The organism is Reyranella sp. (genome assembly GCF_965229815.1).
GTDB lineage: Bacteria > Pseudomonadota > Alphaproteobacteria > Reyranellales > Reyranellaceae > Reyranella.
Genome location: NZ_CBDDJN010000006.1, coordinates 1,295,296 through 1,314,886, shown reverse-complemented (window position 1 = coordinate 1,314,886; position 19,591 = coordinate 1,295,296). Strand labels below are relative to the sequence as shown.

General features: G+C 69.4%; 19 protein-coding genes. 8 read left to right on the top strand and 11 right to left on the bottom strand.

Annotated elements, in window-relative coordinates:
- Nucleotides 1–6 precede the first annotated feature (6 nt).
- Nucleotides 7–1,356 (bottom strand): sulfotransferase domain-containing protein, encoded by a 1,350-nt coding sequence (locus tag ACO073_RS17655; RefSeq protein ID WP_421998991.1) that lies wholly within the window; start codon nt 1,354–1,356, stop codon nt 7–9.
- Nucleotides 1,357–1,511: 155 nt separating this feature from the next.
- Between ACO073_RS17655 and ACO073_RS17650 the strand changes: the two genes are divergently transcribed.
- The gene (locus tag ACO073_RS17650; RefSeq protein ID WP_421998990.1) at nt 1,512–2,096 is read left to right on the top strand and encodes a hypothetical protein; all 585 of its coding nucleotides are present in this window, start codon (nt 1,512–1,514) and stop codon (nt 2,094–2,096) included.
- Here ACO073_RS17650 and ACO073_RS17645 read toward each other — a convergent pair.
- Nucleotides 2,056–3,033 carry a 2-hydroxyacid dehydrogenase gene (locus tag ACO073_RS17645; protein ID WP_421998989.1) on the bottom strand — a complete coding sequence of 326 codons (978 nt, stop codon included), beginning with the start codon at nt 3,031–3,033 and terminating at the stop codon, nt 2,056–2,058. The genes ACO073_RS17650 and ACO073_RS17645 overlap by 41 nt on opposite strands.
- Before the next feature lie 113 nt (nt 3,034–3,146).
- Between ACO073_RS17645 and ACO073_RS17640 the strand changes: the two genes are divergently transcribed.
- The 3 genes from ACO073_RS17640 to ACO073_RS17630 are packed head-to-tail and all read left to right on the top strand — an operon-like array spanning nt 3,147 to nt 6,265.
- On the top strand, nt 3,147–4,007 hold the full coding sequence (locus tag ACO073_RS17640) for a cell envelope integrity EipB family protein (RefSeq protein WP_421998988.1): 861 nt from the start codon (nt 3,147–3,149) through the stop codon (nt 4,005–4,007).
- Nucleotides 4,001–4,804 carry an EipB family protein gene (locus ACO073_RS17635; RefSeq protein WP_421998987.1) on the top strand — a complete coding sequence of 268 codons (804 nt, stop codon included), beginning with the start codon at nt 4,001–4,003 and terminating at the stop codon, nt 4,802–4,804. The genes ACO073_RS17640 and ACO073_RS17635 overlap by 7 nt, the downstream gene beginning before the upstream one ends.
- 3 nt (nt 4,805–4,807) lie before the next feature.
- Nucleotides 4,808–6,265: an AMP nucleosidase gene (locus ACO073_RS17630; protein WP_421998986.1), complete on the top strand. Its 1,458-nt coding sequence runs from the start codon at nt 4,808–4,810 to the stop codon at nt 6,263–6,265.
- Between the two features lie 6 nt (nt 6,266–6,271).
- Here the strand turns inward: ACO073_RS17630 and ACO073_RS17625 are convergent, their stop codons facing one another.
- Both ACO073_RS17625 and ACO073_RS17620 read right to left on the bottom strand, forming a co-directional pair.
- Nucleotides 6,272–7,174 carry an ROK family protein gene (locus tag ACO073_RS17625; protein WP_421998985.1) on the bottom strand — a complete coding sequence of 301 codons (903 nt, stop codon included), beginning with the start codon at nt 7,172–7,174 and terminating at the stop codon, nt 6,272–6,274.
- A 9-nt stretch (nt 7,175–7,183) separates the two neighbouring features.
- Nucleotides 7,184–8,209 (bottom strand): patatin-like phospholipase family protein, encoded by a 1,026-nt coding sequence (locus tag ACO073_RS17620; RefSeq protein WP_421998984.1) that lies wholly within the window; start codon nt 8,207–8,209, stop codon nt 7,184–7,186.
- A 129-nt stretch (nt 8,210–8,338) separates the two neighbouring features.
- Here ACO073_RS17620 and ACO073_RS17615 point away from each other — a divergent pair, with 129 nt between their 5' ends.
- On the top strand, nt 8,339–9,514 hold the full coding sequence (locus ACO073_RS17615; RefSeq protein ID WP_421998983.1) for an MFS transporter: 1,176 nt from the start codon (nt 8,339–8,341) through the stop codon (nt 9,512–9,514).
- Between the two features lie 63 nt (nt 9,515–9,577).
- A complete protein-coding gene (locus ACO073_RS17610) occupies nt 9,578–10,309 on the top strand; it encodes a tellurite resistance TerB family protein (RefSeq protein WP_421998982.1) in 732 nt (243 codons plus the stop codon).
- Between the two features lie 18 nt (nt 10,310–10,327).
- Here ACO073_RS17610 and ACO073_RS17605 read toward each other — a convergent pair whose 3' ends face one another.
- Nucleotides 10,328–11,437, bottom strand: coding sequence for an LLM class flavin-dependent oxidoreductase (locus tag ACO073_RS17605; protein WP_421998981.1), 1,110 nt, complete (start codon nt 11,435–11,437; stop codon nt 10,328–10,330).
- A 66-nt stretch (nt 11,438–11,503) separates the two neighbouring features.
- On the opposite strand from ACO073_RS17605, the gene ACO073_RS17600 reads away from it, so the two are divergent.
- Both ACO073_RS17600 and ACO073_RS17595 read left to right on the top strand, forming a co-directional pair.
- Nucleotides 11,504–12,772 (top strand): alkaline phosphatase family protein, encoded by a 1,269-nt coding sequence (locus tag ACO073_RS17600; RefSeq protein ID WP_421998980.1) that lies wholly within the window; start codon nt 11,504–11,506, stop codon nt 12,770–12,772.
- A gap of 7 nt (nt 12,773–12,779) precedes the next feature.
- The gene (locus ACO073_RS17595; protein WP_421998979.1) at nt 12,780–13,331 is read left to right on the top strand and encodes a cysteine hydrolase family protein; all 552 of its coding nucleotides are present in this window, start codon (nt 12,780–12,782) and stop codon (nt 13,329–13,331) included.
- A 16-nt stretch (nt 13,332–13,347) separates the two neighbouring features.
- Here ACO073_RS17595 and ACO073_RS17590 read toward each other — a convergent pair whose 3' ends face one another.
- The 6 genes from ACO073_RS17590 to ACO073_RS17565 all read right to left on the bottom strand — a co-directional run bounded on the left by ACO073_RS17590 (nt 13,348) and on the right by ACO073_RS17565 (nt 19,590).
- Nucleotides 13,348–14,577, bottom strand: a complete 1,230-nt coding sequence (locus ACO073_RS17590) for a tetratricopeptide repeat protein (RefSeq protein WP_421998978.1) — start codon at nt 14,575–14,577, stop codon at nt 13,348–13,350.
- 61 nt (nt 14,578–14,638) lie between these two features.
- Nucleotides 14,639–15,442, bottom strand: a complete 804-nt coding sequence (locus tag ACO073_RS17585; protein ID WP_421998977.1) for a transglutaminase-like domain-containing protein — start codon at nt 15,440–15,442, stop codon at nt 14,639–14,641.
- Between the two features lie 189 nt (nt 15,443–15,631).
- Nucleotides 15,632–17,131, bottom strand: a complete 1,500-nt coding sequence (locus ACO073_RS17580; RefSeq protein WP_421998976.1) for an aldehyde dehydrogenase — start codon at nt 17,129–17,131, stop codon at nt 15,632–15,634.
- Between the two features lie 155 nt (nt 17,132–17,286).
- Nucleotides 17,287–17,454, bottom strand: a complete 168-nt coding sequence (gene rpmG / locus ACO073_RS17575) for a 50S ribosomal protein L33 (RefSeq protein WP_421998975.1) — start codon at nt 17,452–17,454, stop codon at nt 17,287–17,289.
- Nucleotides 17,455–17,551: 97 nt separating this feature from the next.
- Nucleotides 17,552–18,994 (bottom strand): S41 family peptidase, encoded by a 1,443-nt coding sequence (locus tag ACO073_RS17570; protein ID WP_421998974.1) that lies wholly within the window; start codon nt 18,992–18,994, stop codon nt 17,552–17,554.
- A gap of 191 nt (nt 18,995–19,185) precedes the next feature.
- A complete protein-coding gene (locus ACO073_RS17565; protein ID WP_421998973.1) occupies nt 19,186–19,590 on the bottom strand; it encodes a DUF983 domain-containing protein in 405 nt (134 codons plus the stop codon).
- Between the last annotated feature and the right edge of the window lies 1 nt (nt 19,591).

Below are 19,591 nucleotides of genomic sequence, written 5' to 3'. Positions count from 1 at the left end.
CGGCGTCTACGGCATTGTGCGCGACGAGCCGAGAAGTCCGCCGGCGTCCAGGACCCGCCTGCTGACAGGATAGCGCGCGGCGAGGATGGCGGGATCGTCGAGGGACGGGAGCAGGTCGCGGAAACGGCCCACCTTGCCCGATCGGACCTTGAGGTCGTTCTTGTCGCCCGACCAGTTGTCGACGCCCAGCCGCATGTACCGTCGGGCCTCTCCCGCCTTGCTGATCTCGATCTCGAGAGCCTGCATCGCGTCGAACGTCGAGGCCGCCAGCGCGCCCTCGAACGGGTCGCCCTCGATCCCGCCCGGCAGGACGAAGGCGAGCAGGCGCGCGAAGTCGGCGCGCGGCGCGGCATGGAGGCGCTCGTAGGAGAGGTGGAGCTTGGGACCGGCATGGCTGCGGAACAGGTTCAGCTGGCGCTCGTGCACTGCCGCCAGGCGCTCGATCCCGAGGATGGGGGAATCGACGAAGGCCGAGAGCGATCCGTCCGGCACCAGCCGCGCGAACGCTTCGGGCTGGGAGATGCGCAGGTAATGGTACCAGGACACGCTGAGATCCCGCAGGTCGCGGGTCAGCAGGATCAGCGGGCGCTGGCGGATGAGCGGCTCGAAGACGATGGCCGGTTCGGCCGGAAGCGTCTCGAAGAGATCGAAGAAGTCGTGCGTGAAGCAGAGCGAAGGCGACACGGACGTGCGGGGGATCGATCGGGGCACGAGGGAGAGTGCCTCCCCGGTGGCCCGCTCGAGGTAGGTCTGCAGGAAGAAGCGGATCCAGGTCCGGCCGGCGCACATGATCGACAGGAAGACCATGTCCGAGCGCGAGATCTCGTCGAGGTAGCCCGCATAGCGGGTGGCCACGAGATCGGCGTCGGCGAGGGGGGCCGAGAGGGCCGCGAAATCGAGGATGTGACTCGGATAGAGGGCATCCAGCCCCGCCCGGACCGCGGAGAAGGCCTGTCCGGGCGTGAACTGCGCGGGCAGGGCGGCGACCGATCGTGTCGCTGCCGCCACCGCCGCCGGCAGGCCGGCCTCGCTGCCGGGTGCCCTGGCCGCCGCGGCGTCCGAGAGGTCGAGGCGATAGGTTCGACCGTTCGCATTGGGGTCGCTGTTGTCCGATGCCGAGAAGTAGAGCCAGCCGTCCTGCCAGACCGAGAAGCGGCCGGTTCCCGACGTTGCGACCGCAGCGTGCAGGGCATGCGGCGGACCCAACGGGGTGGCGTCCTCGAAGAGGGCGAGCGGACATACCCTTGGCCGCTCGGCCGTGTCGGTCGCCCACGAGATGGCGTCGTCGAGCCTGACCCGCCAGCAATGTCCCCGTTCGTGGCGAAAGGGTCGTTCTAGGACGATCGGCAGCTTCATGCGGGACGGGTCAACACCGGGCAGGGGGCCGCCCGAGCCTAAAGGCAACGGTCCGGTTGTTCCATGGCCGCGCATCGGGCCGCGCCCGCGCGACCTTGACCTCGTTGGCTAATGACGTAAGATCAAGTACTTATTGTATTCATTGCATTTAATACATGAATTTGTTCGCGCCCTTTCTTGCGATCAGGCTGTTGGTGGTGGGCGTTCCTCTGCTCACGGGCGCCTGCGGTGCGCCGCTGGCCGTGACCGGGGCGAGTTACGCGGCCGACGGCGCGCTCTTGGCGAGCAGCGACAAGACCGCCGCCGACCACCTGGCATCGATGGTCTCCAAGCAGGATTGCGCCCTGTGGCGAGTCGTGCGCAACCGCTCCGTCTGCCGGCCGCGCGACGGCACCGACGATCCCTACAAGGTGGACTATGCCGAGCCGCAGCGGATGGTGGCGGAGGACGGGGTGAGCTACGGGCCGCCGCTGCGCGCGCCTGCCGACGCCCCGGCGACCAGTTGGGATGTCGCCGCCTACCAGTCGGAGGGGACGCCTCCCGTGCCGGAGACCGGAGCGCCGCTGGCCGACGGCGACCGTGCCGTTCAGCACGCGGCCGCGGCAACGGAGCCCGCCGCCGCGGCCCCGCCGCCTGCTGCCGCCGCGCCGCCCGCACCCACCGCCGCTGCCAAGCCGGTAAAGCCCGGGAAGCGGTCGGTCAGGAAGTCTTCACGAGGTCGGGCGGGCTCTCGCTCCTGAGCAGGAAGGCCTCGAGATTGTCGAGCGCCCTGAAGCCCATCGCGTTCCGGGTCTCGACCGTGGCCGATCCCATGTGCGGCAGCAGGAAGGCGTTGGGGAGCCCGTAGTAACCGGCATGGATCCGCGGCTCGCCGTCGAAGACGTCGAGCCCGGCCGCCGCCAGCCGGCCGCTCTTCAGGGCCGCGATCAGCGCCTCGTCGTCGACCACGCCGCCGCGCGCCGTGTTCACCACCACGGCCCCCTGGGGGAGCCGGGCGATCCGCTCGGCGTTGACCCACTTGCGCGTGGCCGGCGTCATGGGCGCGTTGATCGACAGGAAGTCGCAATGGGGCAGCATCGCGTCGGCGTCGGGATGGAAGACCGCGCCCTTTTCCAGGGCCGCGGGCAGGCGCGTGCGGTTGGAGTAGTGGATCTGCATGCGAAAGGCGCGGGCGCGGTCGGCGACCGCCTGGCCGATCCGGCCCATGCCCAGGATGCCCAGCCGCTTGCCCGTCACGTGCACGCCCATCAGCTGCGTCGGCGTCCAGCCGGTCCAGCCATGGTTCTGCAGCATGGTCATGCCCTCGTAGGCGCGGCGGGCGGCGCCGAGCAGGCAGAGCAGGGTGATGTCGGCCGTGGCATCGGTCAGAACGTCGGGCGTGTTGCTGACGGCGATGCCACGCCGCGCCGCCGCCGCGACGTCGACATGCTCGTAGCCGACCGAGAAGGTCGCGATGATGCGGACCGAGGAGGGCAGGGCGGCGATCGTCGCGGCGGTGAGCGCGTCGCCGGCGGCGCACATGATCCCGTCGAAGCCTGCCGCCGCCTTGACTAGCGCCGGTCCGTCGTAGATCCGGTCGTCGGGATTGAGGAGGGCGTCGAAGTTCGCCGCGAGACGGGCTTCCACGTCGGCCGGAAAATGCCGGGTCGCCAGGACGCGCGGTTTGCCGGTGGTCATATGCGGTATCCTCCCTGTGCAGCCCTGCCGCAGGCGATCATTCTGGCAATCGGCCGGCATGGATATTACGCTTGCCTGCCCGGCTACAAGGCCTAGCCCCCTGCCAGTGTCCGTTGACCAACCGTAGTTTTCGCCGTCCTCCCGTCCAGATCGCGGCTCCCGTCGCCGCTGTCTGCACGCTGCTGCTGCTCGGCCTGTGGATAAGGGGAGCCGACGCCCAGTCGCAGCCGGATATCGTGCTGGTGCCGCATCGGGCGACCTATGACATGAAGCTCTCGGTCACGCGGCCCAATAGCGGAATCGTCGACGTGAGCGGGCGCATGGTCCTGGAGATGGTCGACTCCTGCGATGCCTGGGAGGTCAAGCAGCGGATCAAGCTCAAGTTCCTGCGCAACGAAGGCGACGAGTTCGACACCGATTCGAGCTTCACGAGCTACGAGACCAAGGATGGTCTCGGTCTGCGCTTCAGCGTCCGCAACATCCAGGACGACGAGGTCGAGGAAGAACTGCGCGGCCATGCCGACCTGCAGGCGGCCGGTGCCAAGGGGCGCGCCTCCTTCACCCTTCCGGAGGCGCGGAGCTTCGAGCTTCCGGCCGGGACCCTGTTCCCGACGACCCATCTCATGCTGCTGATCCAGCATGCCCGGGCCGGCGACAAGTCGGTCTCCTACGGCGTCTTCGACGGCGCGCGTCTCGACGGCGCCTTCCAGGTCAATGCCGTGATCGGCAAGCCGCCGCGCGGGCCGCTGCCGCCGGTGCGCGGCGACGTGGCCCTGCTACGGGGTCAGCAGAGCTGGAGCGTGCGGCTTGCCTTCTTCGCGGCCGGCGACCAGGGGACGGCGAATCCCGAGTACGAGATGGCCCTGGACCTCCTGGCCAACGGCATCGCCCGCTCGATGCTGCTCGACTACGGCGACTTCGCGGTCGAAGCTCGCCTGGTCCAACTCCAAGCCCTGCCGAGGCCGCGATGCTGACTGCCCGCCTGCTGATACCCGCCCTCGCCCTGTCCGCCATCCCGCTGGCGGCCGCGGCGCAGGAGCTGGTGCCGCACCGCGCGGCCTACACGGTGACGGCCCTCGAGCAGGGCAAGCCGGGCGTCGGCACAATCGGCACCTACGCCTACGAATTGCAGTTGACCTGCGACGGCAGCTACCTGGTTCACCAGCGGCTGCGGCTCGAAGTCGACGGCCCGCGCGCGGCGGTCGCGACCGAGCAGCAGTCGCAGATGACCGAGAGCCGCAACGGCCGCAAGCTGTCCTTCGAGCATCGCACCAGCAGCGGCCGCCAGAGCAGCGTGGTGAAGGGCGAGGCCGTGATCGGCGACGACGGCAAGGGCGAGGCGCGGTTCGCCGAGCCCGAGGGGCAGAGCGTGGCGCTGCCGGCGGGAACGCTGTTTCCCCTGGCCATCGCGCGCGAGACGATCCGGCGCGCCGACGCCGGCGATTCGGGCTTCGACGCCCGGTTCTTCTTCGGCGAGAAGGTCAAGCCGCCGCAAACCGTCAATGTCGTGATCGGCCGGGTCCCGCGCCGGCTCGCCGATCTCAAGATCCCCGAGGGCGGCGAGGAGCTCGCCGACGGCCGTCGGCGAATCTACTACCGGGCCGGCTTCTTCGATGCCGAGGCCAAGGGACAGGGCGAGCCCGCGTTCGAGATGAGCAGCGTGACGCTCGACAACGGCATCGAGCTCTACGGCACCCATGAGGAGAGCGACGGCGGCATCGAGTACCGCATCACCCGCCTGGAGCCCCTCGCCAAACCCGAGTGCAAGTAGCCCATGGTGTCGGGCCTCACGCCCGAGCAGGCCGTCGACCGCCTCGAGGAGTTGCACGGCGCGGCCAGCGGCGCGCTGCGGGCGGCGCTGGCGCGCTATGCGAGCGACGGGGTCGTGCCGACCGCGGCGGAACGCGCCCGGTTCCGCTATCCCGAGCTCTGCGTCGACTGGCAGCCGACCGGCGCCGTCCACTTCACCCGCCGGGCCTGGGCCAAGTTCCAGGCGCCCGGCCGCTACGCCACGACGGTGACCCAGCCCGGCTTCTTCCGGCAGTACCTGCTGGAGCAGCTGCGACCGCTGCGGGAGGAGTTCGGCGCCACGCTCGAGGTGAACGTCGGCAAGCAGGAGATTCCCTATCCCTTCGTCACCGAGGCCGGCGACGAGTTCATCCACGGCGACCTTCCGGTGACGGAACTGGCGCGCCATTTCCCGACGCCCATGCTGGCGGAAGTCGGCGACGAGATCGCCGATGGCACCTGGATCGCCCGCGAGGGCGGGACGCGGCCGCTCGCCCTGTTCGACGCCCTGCGTGTCGACTATTCGCTGCGGCGACTGACCCACTATACCGGGACCGACTGGCGCACCATCCAGCCGTGGATCCTGGCGACCAATTACCAGCGCTACGTCGACCACTTCGTGACCTGGGCGGCCGGGCAGCTCGCGCAGCCCCAGTCGGATTTCACCGAGCTGGTCCTTCCCGGTGGCGCCGTCGTGCGGCGCGGGGAGGGGCTCGAGGCGGCGACGGTCGCTGCGCAGGCGGCCCCCTGGCATCGCTTCCAGATGCCGGCCTACAACCTCGTGCGCGGCGACGGCAGCGGCGGCATCACGATCATCAACATCGGCGTGGGCCCGTCGAATACCAAGACGGCGACCGATCACCTGGCGGTGCTGCGGCCCCATTGCTGGCTGATGATCGGCCATTGCGGCGGCCTGCGGCAGTCCCAGACGATCGGCGACTACGTGCTGGCGCATGCCTACCTGCGGCGCGACCGCATCCTCGACGAGCTGTTGCCGCCGGAAGTGCCGGTGCCGGCGCTGGCCGAGGTCCAGGTCGCCCTGCAGCAGGCGGCCGAGCAGGTGACCGGCGAGAAGGGAGAGGCGCTGAAGCGGCGCCTGCGCACCGGCACGGTCGTGAGCTACGACGACCGGAACTGGGAGCTGCGCTGGTCGCACGAGCGCCAGCGCATCAACCACGCCCGCGCCATCGCGGTCGACATGGAGAGCGCGACGCTCGCCACCCAGGGCTACAGGCTGCGCGTGCCCTACGGCGTGCTGCTCTGCATCTCCGACAAGCCGCTGCACGGCGAGATCAAGCTGCCCGGCGCGGCGACCCGCTTCTACCAGCGCGCCGTGGGCGAGCACCTCAACATCGGCCTCAGGACGCTCGACCTGCTGCGCGGCGAGCTGCAGACGCTCCATTCGCGCAAGCTGCGCAGCTTCGACGAGCCGCCGTTCCGCTGATCGCCGTCAGGCCGGCCACAGCCAGGCCGCGCCGCGCACGCCGCTCGAATCGCCGTGCCGCGGCGGCAGCAGCCGGGTGGCGAGGTGGTCCGGCTCGGAGAAGACGTAGCGGCGCCACAGTTCGGGGACGCGCCGGTACAGCGCGTCGATGCGCGACAGGCCGCCCCCCAGCACGATGGCGTGGGGATCGAGGATGTTGACCACGCCGGCGAGGGCCCGCGCCAGGCGGTCGGCGTAGACCTCCATCTGCGCCGCTGCCGCCGGATCGCCGGCGAGCGCCGCGTCGGCGATCTCCGTGGCGCGCAGCGTGCGGCCGGTGCGGTCGGCGAACTGCTGCTGCAGGCGCGGCCCGCTCAGCCAGGTCTCGATGCAGCCGCGGCGGCCGCAATAGCAGTCGGGGCCGGGTCGCTCGTCGTCGCGCGGCGAGGGCAGGGGATTGTGGCCCCATTCGCCGGCGACCGCCTGAGCGCCCTCCAGCGGCTTTCCGTCGACCACCACCCCGCCGCCGACGCCGGTCCCCAGGATGACCCCGAAGACGATCCCGCAACCCGCCGCCGAGCCGTCGGTCGCCTCGGACACGGCGAAGCAGTTCGCGTCGTTGGCGAGCCGCACCTCGCGGGCGAGGCCGCGCTCGAGGTCCTGTTTCAGCGGCCGCCCGTTCAGGCGGGTCGAGTTGGCGTTCTTGACGAGGCCGGTGGCCGGCGAGACCGCACCGGGATGGGCGATGCCGACCGGGCAGTGCGCTCCGGCGAGGCGCTCGAGGCGCTCCACCAGCTCGACGATGGCCGCGATCGTGTCCTCGTAGGCGGCGGTCGGCGTGGCCACGCGCAGGCGCGCCCGTTCCGTGCCGTCGTCTCCGAGGACGAGGCCTTCGATCTTCGTGCCGCCGAGGTCGATTCCGATCCGCATGGCCGCACTTCACAGAAAGCGCGCGGCGATGTCGATGCTGCTCTCGACGCCGACCTTGTCGAACGTCGTCTCCAGCCAGGCGGTCGCGGCGCGGCGACCCAGCCCGAACAGGTGATCGAGGAAGGCGGGCTCGATGTTGAACTTGCTGACCGCCCCCATCGCCGCGAGGGCGCCGGGATCGGCGATGGAATGGACGAGGATTCGCCTGTAGCGCCGGGCGAAGGGCTCGGTCAGCCCGCCCTGGTCGATCAGCGCATGGACGAAGGCGATGGCGCGCATCTCGGCCATCAGGGCGCCGCCGAAGGTGATCTCGTTCAGGCGGTCCGCCACCTCGGCATTGGAGGTCGGGACGCCCTCGCGCGACGGCGGATCGACCTCGACCAGCACGACGTCGCGGCTCTCGCTCTCGTAGAAGAAAGGCCAGATCGGCGGGTTGCCGCGGTAGCCGCCGTCCCAGTAGGGCACGCCGTCGATCACGACGGCGTCGTGTACGTTGGGCAGGCAGGCCGAGGCGAGCAGGGCGTCGATCGAGAGTTCCTCGCGCGTGAAGATGCGCACCTTCCCCGACTGGACGTTGGTCGCGGCGATGAAGGCCTTGATCTCGTGGCAGGCGCGCACGGCCTTCTCGTCGAAATGACGCACCAGCAGCGCGCGCAGCGGATCGTACCTCAGCGGGTTGCGCTGCCAGGGAGACAGGGTGCGCTGGATGAGGTCCGCCCACAGCGCGCCGGGCGAATCGTCGAGGTTCCAGTTGCCCTGCAGCCGGTCGAGCGGCGTGCGCTGGATCGGGCTGGCGACCGAATGGGTGCCGAGCTCATTCCAGAAGGCACGCAGCGCGGCCCGGGCCCCCGGCCCGCCGTTCCTGGCCCAGCCCTGCAGCATCACGGCGGCATTGATGGCGCCGGCGCTGGTGCCGCTCACGGCCTCGAAGGCCAGCCGCCCGTCCTCGATCAGGGCATCGAGCACGCCCCAGGTGAAGGCGCCATGGGCGCCGCCGCCCTGCAGGGCAAGATTGACGCGCTTGACGGCGCTCATGCGGCTACCCTCCGAACTCCTGCAGCGCTACCTTCCCTGCCCGGCAACATCGAGCGGCGAGGGCAGAGTATTATGCCGTGGGACGGCGTCGCGCCGAGATGGCGAAAGCGCCCATCGACCATCCTGTGGATGCTGTCGCTGGGCCAGCTCATTTCCTGGGGTCTGGTCTACTACACGTTCCCGCTGTTCGTGGTGCCGATGACCGAGGAACTCGGATGGTCGCGCAGCGGCATGTTCGGCGCCCTGTCGGCCGGGCTGCTGGTGGCGGGTCTCTGCTCCATCCCCGTGGGAGCCTGGATCGACCGCGGCCATGGCCGCAAGCTGATGACCGGCGGCTCCGTGGCGGCCGCCGCCCTGCTGCTCGGCTGGTCCCGGGCCGACAGCCTGCCGGCCTTCTACGCCATCTGGATCGGCCTCGGCGCCTGCCAGGCGGTACTGCTCTACGAGCCGGCCTTCGCCGTCATCACCCGCGTCTACGGTCCGCGCTACAAGCAGGCCATCCTGCTCATGACCTTCGTCGGCGGCCTGGCCAGCACCTTCGGCATCCCTTTCACGCAGTTCCTGATCGAGCATATCGGCTGGCGTCCGGCGCTGATGGTGCTGGCCGCCATCAACCTCGGTGTCGGGCTGCTGCTGCACTGGCCGTTCGTGCCCGGTCCGCGCGAGGAGGCGGTGCCGATCGCAGAGGTCAAGCCGGCCCGGGACAGCGGCCCGCGCCGCCACCCGCTCGCGACGGCCGTCCGGGTGCCGGCCTTCTGGGGCCTCGTCGTGGCCTTCGCGGGCTACGGTCTCGCCTTCTCGGCCATGAGCTTCCACCTCATCCCGCTGCTCGACGACCGCCACGTCCCGACCGGCGTCATCATGGCCATCATCGCCCTGATCGGTCCGATGCAGGTGGTCGGGCGGGTCCTCCTGATGGTCGGGCAGAGGCACATCACGACCATCCAACTCGGTGCCGGCATCTACTTCGCCTTTCCCATCTCCATGGCGATGCTGGCGATGGGCATCCACGAGGTCTATGGCCTGATCCTGTTCGCCATCATCTACGGGGTCGCCAATGGGCTGGTGACCATCCTGCGCGGCATGGCGGTGCCGGAATTCATCGGCCCGGAGGGCTACGGCGTCGTGTCGGGCGCACTCACCATGCCGACGAACGTCATGCGCGCCGCCGGTCCGGTGGTCGCCTCGCTCGCCTGGGCAGCCTTCGGCGGCTACACGCCGGTCCTTTGGGGGCTGGCCGCCATCATGCTGGTCGCCGCGATGGGCTTTGCCGCGGCGGCCATGCTCTCGAATCGACCATCGTGACAAGCCCGCTTTTGCCACAATCTCACTCCAACTGGATCGTCGCAAACATCAGGGTGAGGCCGAATGTTCGACGCGAAGCGTTTGCTGGATCAGTTCATGGGCGGTCAGGGTGGAGGCACAGCCAACCAGGGTGGCCAGGGTGGTCCCGCCGATTTTCTGAAGGGGGCAGGCGGAGGTGCGCTGGCCGGCGGCTTGGTGGCGATTCTCATGGGCAGCAAGACTGGTCGCAAGATCGGTGGCGAGGCGCTGAAAATGGGGGGCATGGCCGCGGTCGGCGCGCTGGCCTACAAAGCCTATCGAGACTGGCAGTCGGGCAAGGCGCCCGTGCAGACCTCCGCGCAAATGCCACAACAGCAGAACTTTCCGATGCTGCCGCCGCCCAGCGGCACGCCGTTCAATCCGTCCACCGAGAGTGGCCAGCAGTCGCTGGCGCGCAACCTGCTTCGCGCCATGATAGCCGCTGCCAAGGCCGACGGTCACGTCGATGCCGACGAGCAGGCGCGCATCTTCGCGGAGATGGACAAGCTGCCCCTGTCTTCGGAGGACAAGGCCTTCGTGATGGACGAGCTGCGTGCGAAGCTGGACGTCGATGCCGTTGCTGCTGCGGCGGCGACGCCGGAGGAGGCCGCCGAGATCTACACGGCATCGCTGCTTTCGATCGACGTCGACAACGCCGCCGAGCGGGGCTACCTCGCGATGCTCGCTGCGCGCCTGAATCTGGATGACGCGCTGGTCGCGCATCTGCAGCAGACTGTAGCGTCCGCCGCAGGCAAGGCGGCCCAGCCGGTCGGCTGAGCCGCCTGTAGGCTCTCGCTACTCGGCAGCGAGCTTGGTCTTCTTGGACGGCTTGAGGTGCTGCACCTTCGGCAGCACTTCCTTCGACAGGAGTTCGAGCGAGCGCCGCCAGGCCTGCGGGTTGTCGACATAGTCGAAGCCGAACACCAGCAGCTGGCCGAAGCCGCCGACCTCGTCGTAGATCTTCTCGATCTTTTCGACCACCGTCGCGGGCGAGCCGACGATCCAGTTGTGCTTGGCACAGTATTCCGGCGTGACGTCGGAATCGGCGGCGTTCGGATCGACCTTGAGATACTCCAGGAAGCCGAACTGGCCGAGCAGCGGCAGGAAGTACTCGCGCATCATGCGGCCCATGGAGGAGCCGACCGAGAGCTTCATGGCCTCGGCATCGGTGTCGGCCACGAACACCTCGCGCACCATCCGCCATTGGCCGCGGTCGGGCGTGCGCCCTGCCTTGGCCGCCCCGATCTCGACGGCTTCCCAGTGGCTGCCGACATAAGCCGGATTGAGGTTGAGGCTCATCGGCAGGTAGCCTTTCTCGCCGGCGAGCTTCAGCGTGTCGGATCCCTTGGACAGTCCGGCGACGCCGATCGGCGGATGCGGCGCCTGCAGCGGCTTGATGTGCGGCTTCAGGAACCCGAACATCGTGTCGGGCTTGGTGACGTGCCAGAACTTGCCCTTGTAGTCGAAGGGCTCGGTCGAGCTCCAGAGCTTCAGGATGATGTCCAGCGCCTCGCGCGTCATGTCGCGATTGACGCCCGACATGCCGTCGACGTTGAACATCGCCCAGTCGCTCGGCAGGCCGGAGGCAGCGATGCCGAAATTGAGACGGCCGCCCGAGATGTGGTCGAGCATGGCCACGCGGTTCGCGAGCTCGGCAGGATGGTGATAGGGCAGGAGGAAGCCGCCCGGCCCCAGCCGGATGTTCTTGGTTTGCATCAGCGCCTGCGCGACCAGCAGGTCGGGCGAGGGATGCGGTTCCCAGGGGGCGGTGTGATGCTCGCCGATCCAGCACTCGGCGAAACCCAGCTCGTCGAGCCAGCGGATGACCTGAAGGTCCCATTCGTGGCCGTCCTTCAGGGGCCTTTCCGGCGGATGCGACGGCATCGTGAAATATCCGAGTTGCATCGTTTCCTCCTGAGTTGTTGGCGGAAGTCGACTACCATCCTCCCGCAAGCGCAAGGAGTTTGATGCATGGCTGGGTCACGCCGCGCGGTCTTCGTCTGCTGCGACGGGCTGGGACGGAACTGGGTGAGGCCGGACACCACGCCGGTGCTCGAATCGCTGCGGCGCACGAGCCTGTGGTGTGACGACCATGCCGCGGTCTTCCCGTCGGTCACGCGGGTGTCGGCGGCTTCGGTGGCGACCGGCTGCCTGCCGGCCCGCCACGGCCTGCATGGCAATCGCATGGGCCTGGTCGAGCAGGGGCGCATCGTCGTGCGCGATGTCGGCGCGCCCGACTTCCGCGCGCACATGCGCCGCGCCACCGGCGGCACGCTCCGGGTGCCGGCGCTCGCCGAGCGGGTCGCGGAGGCGGGCGGCTTCGTCGCCTTCTCCAACGTCTCGCCGGGCGCGGCGTACTTCCTCGACCCGGAAAATTTCGGCCACGTCTACCATCGCAGCGGCTCGTTCGCGCCCGGCGGCCGGCCGATCGCCGCGCCGGAGGCGCTGGCGGTGACGCATGACGCGGCGGGCGACTGGGCGATGACGCAGCGGTTCTGCGATGAGGTGCTGGACGATGGCAAACCCGCCGTCGCCTTTCTCTGGCTGTGCGATCCCGACCACACGCTGCACGGCGTGCCGCTGGGCTCGCCGGCGCATGCCGAGGCGCTCGCTGGCGCCGAGCGCTGCGTCGCGGAGGTGGTTCGCCGGGTCGAGCGCCTGCGCGCGGTGGGCGAGGAGATCCTTCTGCTGGTCGGCTCGGATCACGGGCAGGAGACGATCGGCGAGGCCGTGACGATCGAGGACTGGCTGGCCGAACACGGCCTGGCGGCAGAGGTCGCTGAGGGCGACGTGGCGGTGGCGGGCCAGGGGACCGCGGCCGTTCTCTATGCGACGCCGGCCGGGCGCGACGCGCTGCTTGGCGTGCTCGACGCCATGCGCCGCGAGCCGTGGGCCGCCGAGGTCGTGGTCGGCGATGCGCTGGCGACGCGGGGCTTTGCCGCGCGCGACGGCGTGGTGGCGGCGGTCAACATGGCCCGTCGGGCCGAGGCCAATCCCTACGGCGTGCCGGGGCGCCGCTGGGTGGCGGCAGAGGGCGGCAAGCCGGTGCCGATCGGCAGTGGCCAGCACGGCGGCTGGGGGCCCGACGAGACGCAGCCCTTCCTCATGGTGAACGACGGCGGGCGCCTGGCGGGCCATGCGCCGCGGGCTACCAGCCTGACCGACATCGCGCCGACCATCGCGCGGTTCCTCGGCCTCGGCGTCGACGGTTTCGACGGCGCACCGCTGGCCGGTGGATGAGGCGGCGATGGCCGACGACGTCCTCGTCCTGATCGACCAGCAGAAGGCGATGCGGCATCCTCAATGGGGCCCGCGCAACAATCCTGGCGCAGAGGAGAATATCGGGCGGCTGCTGGCGGCGTGGCGGATGGGCGGCGCGCCGATCGTGCACGTGAAGCACGACGGCACGCGCCCCGGCTCGCCCTTCCGTCCCGGCCATGAAGGCAACGACTTCCTGGAGCCCACCGCGCCGCGACCGGGCGAGACCGTTGTCGCGAAGCGGGTGCACAGCGCCTTCATCGGCACCGACCTGACGATGCGGCTCGAGGCGATGGGACGGCCGCGGCTGGTGATCTGCGGCGTGCTGCTCGCCAACTCCGTCGAGGCATCGGTGCGCAACGCGGCCAATCTCGGCTTCACCGTCCTGCTGCCGGGCGATGCCTGCTGGTCGTGCGACAAGCGCGACCTGACCGGCCGCCTGTGGCCCGCGGAGGACGTGCACCAGCTCACCCTGGCGCTGCTCGACGGAGAGTATGCGACGGTGACCACGACCGACGCCGTGCTGAACGCGAAGACGTGAGGCGCGTCCCGGCTGGTTAGCCGTTGGTGCGCCGGAACAGCATGGTCACGTTGCGCCGGCGATTCTCGAAGCCCGAAGCGAACCGGACGCTGGCGGTCTGGTGGAAGATCGAGCCCCGGAACAGCAGCGCCCGGTTTTCGCCGTAGGCAATCGAGCTCTGATGGGCGCCGCGTTGCTCGAGGAAGGCGCGGATGTCGCGGCCGCCGCTGTTGTAGTCGTCGAAGGTCCAGTCGTCGGGCGCCGCGACATCCCACACGTCGAGCCCGCCGCCGGCGGGGTCGAGATTGGCGGAATCCGGCGTGATCCAGAAGTTGAGGCTGATGTCGGACTGGTCGGCGTGGATGTCGGTGCCGGGCTTGAGGTGTTGGCACACGAACGACCACCAGTAGTTCAGGTGATGGCCGCCCAGCAGGTCGGGAACCGCCTGTCGCAGCTCGGCGGCGATGCGCAGCAGCAGCGGGCTGAAGAAGCCGGATTCGGGGTTGGCGCCGATATAGCCGGGCGGGTAGGGCCGCCGCCACACGGTCGAGCGCAGGCAGAAGCGCTGGAGCTGGGCGAGCGCCTCGGGCGTGAGCAGGTCGTCGACGCAGATGATCCCCTTGCCGCCGCCGCCGAAGGCCGCGAGCACCTCGTTCCAGTCGTTGCGCGGGTTGAGGCAGCGGGCGGGCAGCGGCTCGTCGTGCAGGCGCAGCGGCGGGTCGGCCACCGTCCGCCCGTACTGGCCGCCCATGGGAATGGTCGGGATCTCGTCGGTCGAGGCAGTGAGCATCTCGCCGAGCTTGCGCTGCGCCACCTCGCGGACGCCGGGAGGGACGGGCAGCAGGGTGCCGGGCGGGAGACGGTCGACCTGCTCGAGGTAGATGAGCTGTTCGAGGTTATGCAGCGCCTGATGCGCCGGTACTGCGATGGGGCCGTTGCCGGGAGGCGCCATCCGCGGCCTCGCCAGCTCGAGGGCGGCCCTGAAATCGGCCAGGGCTTCTTCCGTTTCCTCCAGTGCGGCCCGGACACGGGCGAGCAGCACCCGCGCCGGGTGTTCGCGCGGATCGGCCTCGACGGCCTTCAGCGCGGTTTCCTTGGCCTCCTGGAGCTCTCCCAGCTGGAACGTCATGTCCGCCAGGGCCACCAGCACGGGGATCGAGGGCTCCCGGCCCGCCAGGACGCGCAGCCCGGCCGCCGCCTCGGCAAAGCGGCCGTGGGCGATGCTGCGCTGGATGCCCTCGGGCACCGGGGCTCGCGAACGGACCATGGGGCCGGAGTCTAGGAAGAAGGCCGAGCGACAGGCAACCACTCTCTCCGGGCGGCCGGGCCTACGCCTCGTCGGTCCAGACCTTGAAGCTGACGAGCGTGTTGGGGCCGAACGTGTGGGTGATCGGCACGTCGGAGGCGTCGCGGCCCCGGCCGATCAGGATGCGGCCGATGCGCGGCACGTGGTTGCGCGGGTCGAACGTGTACCAGCGGCCGTCGAGATAGGCCTCGAACCAGCCGGCGAAGTCCATGGGCGTCCCGGGCGGCGGGATGCCGATATCGCCGAGGTATCCGGTGCAGTACCGCGCCGGGATGTTGAGGCAGCGGCAGAAGGCGATGGCCAGGTGGGCATAGTCGCGGCAGACGCCGTTGCCTTCCTCGAAGGCCTCGCGCGCCGTCTTGGTCGGACGCGCGTGCTCGTAGCCGAAGGTGAGATGGGCGTGGACATGGTCGCAGATCGCCTGGACGCGGGCCCATCCCGGTGGCGTCGAGCCGAAGAGTTTCCAGGCGGTCTCGGAAAGGCTGTCGGTCTCGCAGTAGCGGCTGCCCAGCAGGTAGACGATCGTCTCCGACGGCAGCTCCTCGACCGGAAGCTGGCGCGCCGACGGGACGACCTCGTCGAGCCGGCCCGAATCGCGCACCAGCCCGTCGCCCGACAGGCGCATGCGTCCCGCCGGCGCCACCAGGCGGCTGCAGCGGTTGCCGTAGACGTCGCGATAGGGCGAGATCGTCACGGCAGGATCGGTGGTGGGATCGTCCGGCACGATCACGTCCGCCGCCCGCGACGGATGAGTCCCCAGCACGAGGATCATGGGCGTGGGCTGGGGGAAGTCGTAGACGAGCTCGTATCCGACGCGGATCTTCATCGCACCTTCCCGTGCTTTGCCGCCTCCTGCGGAGGGTAGGCGGCGGAAATGACGCTCCTGTACGGGTGGCGCCGGGAGGCTCTTCAACGATGCCGGCGCCCGTGGGTTGCCTTGCCGGCCACGAGGGCGGCGGGTCGGGGCAGGGCGGCTCACCGCCCTGCCTCGTAGCGCGCACGATGGTGCGGGCGATCAGCCCAGCTGGATCCAGGTCGTCTTGACCTGGGTGAACTTGTCGAAGGCGTGAAGCGACTTGTCGCGGCCGATGCCCGACTGCTTGTAGCCGCCGAACGGCGTCGTGATGTCGCCGCCGTCGTAGGTGTTCACCCAGACCGAGCCGGCGCGCAGCCCCTTGGCGAACTTGAACGCCTTGTTGATGTCGGACGTGAAGATCGCCGAGGCGAGGCCGTAGATCGTGTCGTTGGCGACGCTGAGCGCCTGCTCGGGATCCTTGACCGGGATCACCGACAGGACCGGCCCGAAAATCTCCTCCTGGGCGATCTTCATCTTGTTGTCGACCGAATCGAAGATGGTCGGCTCGATGAAGCTGCCGGCATTGTCGATATGGACCTGCTTGCCGCCCATCTTGAGCGTGGCGCCTTCCTTCTGCCCGGCCTCGATGTAGCCCATGACGCGCCTGGTTTGGGTCTCGTCGACCATGGCGCCCATCTGGGTCTTGGGGTCCAGCGGATCGCCCGGCTGCATCTTCTGGCCGATCGCCATGACCTTCTCGAGGAACTGGTCCTTGATCTTGTCCTCGACGATCAGGCGGCTGCCGGCGGTGCAGACCTCGCCCTGGTTGAACCAGATGCCGAAGGCGGTGCGGCGGGCGGCGATGTCGAGGTTGGGCGCGTCGCCCAGCACGATGTTCGGCGACTTGCCGCCGCACTCGAGCCAGACCTGCTTCATGTTCGATTCGCCGGAGTACCTCAGGAAGTACTTGCCGACCTCGGTCGAGCCGGTGAAGGCCAGCACGTCGACATCCATGTGGCGGCCGAGCGCCTGGCCGGCGGTCTCGCCGAAGCCCGGCAGGACGCTGAACACGCCTTCGGGGATGCCGGCCTCGGCCGCGAGCTCGGCCAGCCGGATCGCCGTCAGCGGCGACTGCTCGGCCGGCTTCAGGATCACCGAGTTGCCGGCCGCCAGTGCCGGCGAGATCTTCCAGCAGGCCATCAGCAGCGGGAAGTTCCAGGGCACGACGCAGGCCACGACGCCCGCCGCCTCGCGGGTGATCATGGCGACGACGTTGCCGGGCGTCGGCGCGACCTCGTCGTAGATCTTGTCGATCGCCTCGCCGAACCACTGCACGGTGTTGGCCGAACCCGGGATGTCGACCGTGGTCGAGAAGGCGATGGGCTTGCCCATGTCGAGCGTCTCGAGCAGCGCCAGCTCCTCGCGGTTCTTCATCATGAGCTCGGCGAGCTTCAGCATGATGCGCTTGCGGTTGGCCGGCGGCATGTTGGCCCACGTGCCCTTCTCGAACGCGGCGCGCGCGGCCTTCACGGCGGCGTCGACGTCGGCCTGCTCGCAGGCTGCGACCTTGGTCAGGACCTGGCCGGTCGCCGGGTTCACGCAGTCGAAGGTCTTGCCGGTGATGGAGGGTGTGAACTTGCCGCCGATGAAAGCCTGGTTGCGGTAGCTCAGGCCGCCGACGCGGCCTTTCCAGTCGTCGCGCGAAAGCTGTGCGCTCATGGTCAATTCCCTCCGTTCTTGGGAGGGCGCACCCTAGTTGCTCCGACATTGACTGTCATCCCGAGCGTCCTTGCCCACGAAAAAGCCGCCCGGACGGGCGGCTGGTTCGATCGGATCCCGTGCGCTTCGCCCGGGATGACGTCCCTTGCGGGAGGTCACTTCATCTTCGATTCCTTGAAGACGACATGCTTGCGCGCGACCGGATCGTACTTCTTGAGCTCGAGCTTCTCGGTCTTGGTGCGCGGGTTCTTCTTCTTCACGTAGAAGAAGCCGGTGTCGGCGCTGGACACCATCTTGATCAGGATCGAGGTCGGCTTGGCCATGATTTGTCCCTAAGCCCCGCAGGGCGAATTTCTGGAAGGCCGGCAAAGTAGTCGGCACAGCCGCCGTGTCAAGCGGGCTGGGGACGCCCCGGAAGCGTCAGGGGCGGGCGGCCTGCTGGGTGGCGGCCTGGACGGCATGGGCGTAGAGCCCGTGGTCGCGCAGGAGCCGCGTGGCGATCTCGACATCCTGCTCGGGGCTGGAATCCCCGGGCGGGCAGATCTTCCGCAGGTTCGCGACTTCCTCGTGCGTCGGGTTGCGCAGCGCATGCCAGCGCATCAGCGTGGCCTGGCTGGAATCGACCGCCGTCGGCCCGAGATGGCCGATGTCGCCGACCTTCGACGTGCAGATGTTGGGCAGCACGCCGAGCTCGTTCCACGTGTAGCCGGACGGCGCCTGCAGGCGGGACCAGGTGAGGATCAGCTCGCCCTCGTTGGCCAGCCGAACGACGGTCTGCACGGTGCCCTTGCCGTAGCTGGTGGAGCCGACGACCACCGCCCGGCCGCGGTCCTGCAGCGCGGCGGCGACAATCTCGGCGGCGGAGGCCGAGCCGCCGTTCATCAGGACCACGATGGGCAGGCCGGTGCTGCTGCTGCCGTTCGAGCTCTTGTAGGTGCGCCGGCTGTCGGGATGGCGCCCGTTGGTCGAGAAGATGGTGCCGTTGCCGATGAACAGTTCCGACACGGTCTGGGCCTGGTCGAGCAGGCCGCCGCGGTTCGACCGCATGTCGATGATGACGCCCGCGAGCCCCTTGCCGATCTCGGCGTTCGCCCGCTCCATCGCCGCCTTCAGATTGTCGGTGGTGGCGCTGTTGAAGCCGGTGAGGTGGATCAGCGCCACGTCGCCGCGGCGTTCGTAGGTGACCGTCGTCGGGATGATGCGGCCGCGCTTCATCGGCAGCGCAAGCTGCGCGGGCGGCGAGACGCGGCCGACGGTGACCACGACCGGCGTTCCGACCGCGCCGCGCAGATGGGCGACGACGTCGCCCAGCGTCTTGCCGATCATCGATTCGCCGTCGATGGCCAGGATCTCGTCGCCGTCCTTTGCCCCGGCCTTGTCCGCCGGCGATCCGTCCTGGACCGCGCGGATCATGATCTTCTTGTCCTCGGTGCGCTCGACCGTGATGCCGATGCCGCCGCCGCCGTCGCGCTGGAACCGGTTGTCGCGGGCCTCGTCGGGGTCGGCGTAGCGGGTGTTGCGATCGAGCTGCCGGGTCGTGGCCCGCATGGCCTCGCGGATCAGCAGCTGGCGGTCGGTCTGCTGCAGGGCCGGCGAGGCCTCGAGCGAGCCCGCCATCAGCTCGGCCAGAAGGGCGCCCCAGGCCTTGCCGTCGGCCGAATCCGCCGGCGTCGGCCGGCTGAGCACGGTCTGGCCGTCGCGCTTGATCGTGTAGGCGCCCTCGGTCGTCTCGAGCGCCAGGGAAGGGTCGCTAATGGCGAAGCCGCGATAGGTTTCAGCGGACAGCGTGCGGAAATTCGGCTGGAAGAGATGGCGGTCGCCGATGGCGCGGTAGGCCTGCAGGATGACGCGTTCGACACCCACGTCGGCGGCCGTGGCGGGGTTGCTGCCGCTGGCCTGAGGCGATTCGGTGGAGGTCGCGCAGGAAACGACCAGGGCGGCGGAAAGAAGGGACGCCGCCGCGCGCGAAAGGACCGTTTGGAAAAAAGGGATCAACACCACTCCATTCCCAGCACTTTCCACAATAACACAGGCCGGCCTCCGGCGGCCACGCCTTAGGGCGACGGATCGAGGCCGCCCGTCGACGGCTTGGGCGCGGCGACGCGCAGCGCCCACAGCAGCGCGATCACCGTGCCCTTCACGTGCGGAAGGAGATAGAGGGCGAGCAGCACCGACAGCGGCAGCCACAGCAGGGCATGGATCCAGAGCGGCGGCTGTTTGGCCAGGCGCTCGACCACCAGGACCAGCGGGACCACGATGTGACCGACCGCGAAAATAGTGAAATAGGCCGGGGCGTCGTCCGCCCGGTAGGGCTCGAGTGCGAGCTCGCAGGCCGGGCAGTGGCTGCGCATCTTGAGGAACCCGCCGAAGAGGCTCCCTTCGCCGCAACGCGGACACCGGCCGCGCCAGCCGCGCAGCATGGCCGTCCAGGTATCGACCAAGACAGGTTGTTCGCCCATC